The following is a 6,393-nucleotide window of genomic DNA, read 5'->3' on the forward strand; positions in this document are numbered from 1 at the left end:
CAATTTATTTAATCGTTAACTCCAAATCAAGGGATATGAAATCCTGCGAATAAGCGAGCATTCGAGAGAAAATCGTATTTAACTGAGGGAGTTCAGCAAGAAAAAAATGACCGCCGCAGCGATCACATCATCCTGAACAAAAGCACCCGTTAGTTTAAGTACTTTTCTTCACAAACTTTGATGTTTATATCTAGAAACTCTCAGGGTAGTTGAATAATAATATGCAATTTCATCTTTCTTTTAAGTAGTAATCGTCCGTTTAAAAGGTGCCGCCACTTTATTTAACTTATCCTATTCTCACTTGGTAATATTGGCTTCTTCTTTTTATACCAGTAAAGTAGAATCTCATAAAAGGAAACAAGCACAGTGATCGCCAGAATGTAAGTCGAGAAAGAATAAACTAATTTCCATCCGTGATAATTAAAGACATGCATTTTCAATAATAAAAAGTCAAATCCTACGGCAAAAAACGTCCAACCTAAAATATAAAGTGCGATTTGTATGTTTCGGGGGTGGAGACATTCGTATAAATAAATGCATACATACCCAAACGGCATATATACCAGGTCCAAAAGAAGGTCGAAAAGTTCATACTTTTCTGTATCCGTGATGCGGTACAAATCATAAGGACGGATACTAGCTATAATTTGATCTAACATTTTAGGAATAAAAATACTTAATAATAAAATTAAAAAGGTGATGCTTGTCGGTATTCTCTTTGGAAGTTTCAATAAAAATGTTCCTAATATTATGAGGATAATCACACACCATTCATTTTCATCAAAATGTTTAGGCAAAGGCAACATGTTCAAATGAGCTCCTCTTTGAATAATAATTTTCTATACCGTTTCCAGAATCCGTAGCAAATAAACACGATGAGAATCCATTGAATCAATGAAAAAGCTACATTCCAATGTTGAATTCTGACAACCCCTAGAAAAATAAAACAGTATTGAAAAAAGGTCAGTAAGATGATTGCTGTTAAAAGAATGGTCACTTTTTCTACCTTACTTTTCGCCTTCAGTGTCAGGTCAAATAAAGAAATAATAAGTAAAGGGTCAAATAGTAACCATTGTATTGTATGGTTCCAATATTTTACCGATGACGTCGAAACTTTTAACCACTGGAGATTGACAACCACAATCCAAGATATATTTAAGGTAAGCACCCAAATGAAAAAACAAAGGAATAAAATTTCATACAAATGCATTCTTTTTGGAGTCACGCAAAAGCAAATTAAGAGGAATAGAGTTATAAATAAAAAAATCGGTAAAATCACTTTATTCCCTCATTTCAAAACAGGATATAGGAACAATGCAAATATATAACCTATAAAAGTAGCTGATGGCAAGAAACAAATGAAGGTTTTTAATCCTAAATGCGAGACGTTAACCATGAAATAGCAAATTTACAAATAGAAAGTATCTTCCTTTGATTAAACATAAAAAACCTCCAACATGTTAGATACCAGATTATTTTCTGTTATCCTGTCGGTTTTATACTCCATCAGCCTAGATAGAAACATTCTTCAACTAATCTGCCATTTAGTTGAACAATAAAAAAAGACCGCAGTTGCGATCCTAACTTGAACTCTTGCTACCCTTTAGTTTAAGTGCAATTCTTCACAATCTAACTTTTTAATTTAGCACTCTATTCCCCACCGTTGGACAGAATCTCATTTGATTCTGGCACATTATTATTTAATAGGGATTGAATTTAGAATTATAAGCAAAATTGCAATTGGGATGGATAGTATCATTGTAATCAATGGCATTTTATAATGTAACCGAAGAAGAATGAACAATAGTATATTAAATAAAAACGAGTCAAATAATGTCCACCCATGTTGGTAGGTAAAAGCACCTGTTATTTTTAATATCCCTTCATTTGCAGTATAAATTAATACCCAAAGAGTGGTCCACCAAGTCGATAATAAATGAGAACAAGGATACCTTCCCAAAAAAATTAATATAGTACTTGCGAATACAATAAACTCACCCGTTAAACATACAAGTTCATTTTTAAGAGGCCATGTAGGAACAAGTGACCAAAGTCGATGAGTATAAGTGACATAATAATAAAGCACATCCCCAAGAATGAAATAAAGAATAGTTCCATAATAATTCCGCCAGTTTCTCCAGTCTCCCCAACGTAAAGCTGCCAATATCCAAGTACTTACACCAATAATTTCAGCCATTTTTCGCCTCATAAATGAATTCATTAGATTATATAAAATATTATTAACCTTTTAAGCGGAAATTTACATCGAGTTATAATCCTATTTTTAGAACGATTTGGTCGACTGTCTGATTAACTTTCGAACAATTTTTAACGTAAAAATAAGGATATAGAAAAGAATAGGATAGCATAGAGCTGAGTACCAGTAAGTCAAGCCATTATGATAGAAATAGCCAGACTTTACAGCCGCATACTCGTAAAGAACTGCAAAGCCACTCCAAACAAATATGTATCCTAATTTGTGAATCACTTTTCTATGAACGGGATAGTAATTTAGAAAAATTGTGGTTATTGCTGGATAAATACCTATGATTGCTATCAATGCCTCCCACTGGGTACCTTTTGTAAAATATCCATATAGGTCTAATTTTAAATCTAGATAAATATCTACATTATCTTGTAAAGTCATAGCAAAGAAGACGGTGGCGAAGATTTCAATGCGTGTTAATTCCTTCGGCATAAGAATGCAATACAGACTAAATGCCAGAGCGGAAAGGATAAAAAACACATAGTTAGATTACACCACCTTTTCTTGCCATAGTTTGCCCAATTGGAGTAGAAAAAAACGTCGGATTTAACGGCAGAAAGCCGTATATTACAAAAATCTCAGGGGGTTATATTTTTTCACATAAATAATCGAAAGCGTGAAAAGAATGTTGACGTATATACATCTTATTGAAGTAACCTGCCCGTTAGCTGAAGAAGCAAAAGTTTAACCCTCATTTAGCACACCATATCTTCTGTTGTCACCCATCCAGTGACTTACATCACGCCACTTAACTCTTTTAGATGAAATCCAAGTAACTTCATCATCTTGGTTATTTGGTTTCCAATCATAAGAATCTGCCCAATAAAATGTCCCATCTTGTAATAAGAGGATGGCATCAAAGATAATTGAATCGTAATTCTCAGGACTTGGACTTAAATGCAATTGTGTTACTCCTTCGAATAACAATTCTATTGCCGATGGATTATTGAACTGTCTTTGAAAAAGCATTCGTACATTGGTATCAAGCCCCAATCCAACTCCCATAGACAGGTCTTTGTCAACATAACTGTCAGTCCACATTAATAACTCTTTCAAACAGCTGTCGTGAAAGTTACCAAACATTTTCAGAAACCTTTTAATATCTTCATTTCCTTTAATTTCAATCCATTCCATATTAGCACCTACTATAAGGATTATTTGTTTAAAAAAGAGGTAAGTTTCATAATGAAAACTGCTTAAATATAATAATATTTCGACTTATTAAAGACAAATCCTTCTTTCACTAACCTGCCATTTAGCTTAATAACGGCAATGAAAAAGGACTGCTGAAACAGTCCATTTGTTGTTTACCTCAAGCACCCGAAGGCATTTTATAGCCTTTCCAATACATCATACTGAAACAATTCCGTTTTTAAATAAATCGGATAGAGAATTCGCCACTTTAACTACACCGTTTTTTAGAATTTCATCGGCTTCGTCGCCTGAATCGTGATATATTTGATAAACAGGAGGATTATTGGTTTTAAAATTTACAAAGTAAGGGTCACCCGAACCCGATGGGTCGCCACCAATACATACATAACCCTTTTCAATAATGGGAATCCCAGGGTAATAATCAAAGGATTCTTCAATCATCTGTATAGGTTCAAGAATTTGAACATATTCTATTCCGTCATAATCATCATCAGATTCACTTGCTTGCCACCCTATTTCTATATTAATAAGGGGCAACTTGGAAATTAAATGATAAAACCAGCTTGGTATTTTATCTCCGAATTTTTCCTTCAGTCGTTGCAGTTATTCCTAATTTATTTCCTTCTGTTTTTCCAATATTTTCTATAAACCTTTTTGCTTCTTCGAAAATGTATTCTGACATATTAACACCCACTAAAAATTCACTTTATAAGACAGCCCAATAGTAAAAATTCGCTTTATTAAGGTGGAAATCCTTCTTGAACTAAACCTTTTAATTATCGCATTTTTAATTTATCGGATAAGAAAAAAGAGAGGATCATAGCAGCCCAATGTGGAATAGCAATCATAAACATAAGAATCCCTGCTCCTAAGTCATCTTGTGTATACAGATTTGGGAAAAGGCTGGATTCAATTGGATGAAACAACAACGCTCCAATAAAGGATGGGAGTAGGGGTATATAAAATATATATCTCATTTTTCCAAGGGATAATCTTGTGTTTATAAACGTATAAAGGGGAACCAATAGAATAGCGATTATTATAATTCCACTTAGGTTTATCCAATTATCGTGGGCGTATAACGTTGTGAACCAAATCTCATTCACTAATATATATAGTAAATAGAGCAAACAAAAATATAAAAATCTTAATAAGTATCCTTTAGGCATTTTGAAGTTGATCATTTAAAGGCATTTCCCTCCACTCCAAATAATATCGTCATTATTATATTAATCGAATGGTTCTATATATGGACATAGGAAATATAACCCTGTCAGCAACAATTCCATTTTGAAGCTAATCTGCCCCGTTCGTGGAACAAGCAAAAAAAGGCTGCCGCAGCAACCTGGCTTATTCAACTCTAGCACCCGTTTGTTTAAGTGTAATTCTTCGCAATATTTAAACAATTTTAACGTAAAGTCAAAATTATTCTTGGAAAAATCGCAAGTGAAAAATCGGCTAATCATTCTAAATTAAACTTTACATCTAATCTTAAAACTGGTCATCCTTTTATAAAATAGAAATTCATATCTCTAATGAATTGGTAAATAATATTCAAGAGGTGACAGGATGGAGAAGGATAAATTAAAACTCACATCTTCCGAAATAGGAACTTTGTGGGGAGAGTATGTGAATGGAACAGCCGTTGATATTGTAAATAGATATATGGTTTCTATGATTGAAGACGAGTCAATAAAAGCCATTTTTGAGGATGCTATCAAGACTTTCGAAAAGCAAAAGCAACAAATCGTTGCTTTTTTGGAGAACGAGAAATTTCCTGTTCCGATTGGATTTACTGAATCCGACCTTTTTAAAGGTAAACCGAGATTGTTCACTGATATTTTTTGCTTAAATTATTTACACATTATGACTTTACACGGTTTGCTAGGACACTCCACTTCATTAGGTGTTTCTGTCAGAGAGGACTTAAGGTTTTTTTACGACTCGTGCGATAACGATGGGAAAAGGATGTATCATCAAACAATTGATTTATTGCTTGAAAAAGGAAGTTTTCAGAGAGACCCTTTATTTTATCCTGCTGAAAATCCTGAATATGTTTCCAGCAAAGATTTCGCAGATGGAATTTTCGGAAAGGGTAGAATGTTAGCCGCAACAGAAATCATAAGTATTTCTTTCAACCTAAAAAAAAGTATTATGGCAAAAACTCTTGCAATTGCATTCAGTCAAGTCGCACAAACAAAAGAAGTAAGAAAATTTTTAGAGCATGCTGAAAAAATAGCTGATCAACAAATAAAAGATTTTTCAAAAATTATGCAAATGGATAATTTACCAGTTCCTAAGTCGTGGGAGACTGAAATTACAACTTCAACAAACTCTCCTTTTTCCGATAAGTTAATGTTGTATCATATTGGTTTCTTATTCCAAGCTGCACAGGCGTATCACGGGGCAGGTTTAGCATCTGCAATGCGAACAGACCTTGTATCTACTTACGAAGGCACCATTCTACAAAATCTAATGCTTACTAAAAAATGGTTTAATCTTATGGTGCAGAATAAATGGTTAGAACAACCGCCACTTGCCCCTAATAGAAAAGAAATTGCAAAAGAAAAATAACTTAAAATGCCCTTCCCAATCGGTCGGGCATTTTAACTTTTAGTAAAATCATTCTTCCACTAAACTGCACGTTAGCGTTCAACAACAATGAAACAATCCTTTAAATCGCAGCACCTCTTTCTCTTGCACCGTTCGTATAAAGTACAAATAAATATTGTAAAATATTCCCCCTTCAGATTGGCACGAACGTTCATTCGTGTATAATTATTATATGCTTATCAAAGGAGGAGCTTTTATGAATTCAATTGATTTAATTATTTTAAACTTAAATGAAGTTAGAAGAAGAAGCATAAAAGTCTGGAAATCTATTCCTGAAGAAAAACTAAGTTGGAAGCCAGATAATGAAGCAATGAATTGTCTAGAAATGGTCAGGCACGTACTGGAAAGCGAACATTATT

The 6,393-nt window shown here is 33.5% G+C and carries 8 protein-coding genes; 2 read left to right on the plus strand and 6 right to left on the minus strand.

Translation table 11 applies throughout. The features are described from left to right. Positions 1-281: 281 nt before the first annotated feature. From JOC76_RS29415 to JOC76_RS29440, 6 genes are all read right to left on the minus strand, one after another. On the minus strand, positions 282-812 hold the full coding sequence (locus JOC76_RS29415; protein WP_205182319.1) for a hypothetical protein: 531 nt from the start codon (positions 810-812) through the stop codon (positions 282-284). After that, the gene (locus JOC76_RS29420) at positions 809-1,204 is read right to left on the minus strand and encodes a hypothetical protein (RefSeq protein WP_205182320.1); all 396 of its coding nucleotides are present in this window, start codon (positions 1,202-1,204) and stop codon (positions 809-811) included. Before JOC76_RS29420 ends, JOC76_RS29415 begins: the two co-directional genes overlap by 4 nt. A 492-nt stretch (positions 1,205-1,696) precedes the next feature. After that, complete coding sequence (locus tag JOC76_RS29425; RefSeq protein WP_205182321.1) at positions 1,697-2,197, minus strand: hypothetical protein; 501 nt, start codon at positions 2,195-2,197, stop codon at positions 1,697-1,699. Positions 2,198-2,284: 87 nt separating this feature from the next. Continuing rightward, complete coding sequence (locus JOC76_RS29430) at positions 2,285-2,698, minus strand: CBO0543 family protein (protein ID WP_307784789.1); 414 nt, start codon at positions 2,696-2,698, stop codon at positions 2,285-2,287. Positions 2,699-2,950: 252 nt separating this feature from the next. Beyond that, on the minus strand, positions 2,951-3,400 hold the full coding sequence (locus tag JOC76_RS29435) for a hypothetical protein (protein ID WP_205182323.1): 450 nt from the start codon (positions 3,398-3,400) through the stop codon (positions 2,951-2,953). A gap of 216 nt (positions 3,401-3,616) precedes the next feature. Further along, positions 3,617-3,958 carry a hypothetical protein gene (locus JOC76_RS29440; protein ID WP_205182324.1) on the minus strand — a complete coding sequence of 114 codons (342 nt, stop codon included), beginning with the start codon at positions 3,956-3,958 and terminating at the stop codon, positions 3,617-3,619. A gap of 1,032 nt (positions 3,959-4,990) precedes the next feature. Here JOC76_RS29440 and JOC76_RS29445 point away from each other — a divergent pair. Next, on the plus strand, positions 4,991-5,995 hold the full coding sequence (locus JOC76_RS29445) for a DUF3231 family protein (RefSeq protein WP_205182325.1): 1,005 nt from the start codon (positions 4,991-4,993) through the stop codon (positions 5,993-5,995). Between the two features lie 235 nt (positions 5,996-6,230). Then, positions 6,231-6,393: DinB family protein (locus JOC76_RS30340; protein ID WP_239558133.1), on the plus strand; the 163-nt coding region annotated here is incomplete at its 3' end.

This window comes from Neobacillus cucumis (assembly GCF_016908975.1).
Lineage (GTDB): Bacteria > Bacillota > Bacilli > Bacillales > Cytobacillaceae > Neobacillus > Neobacillus cucumis.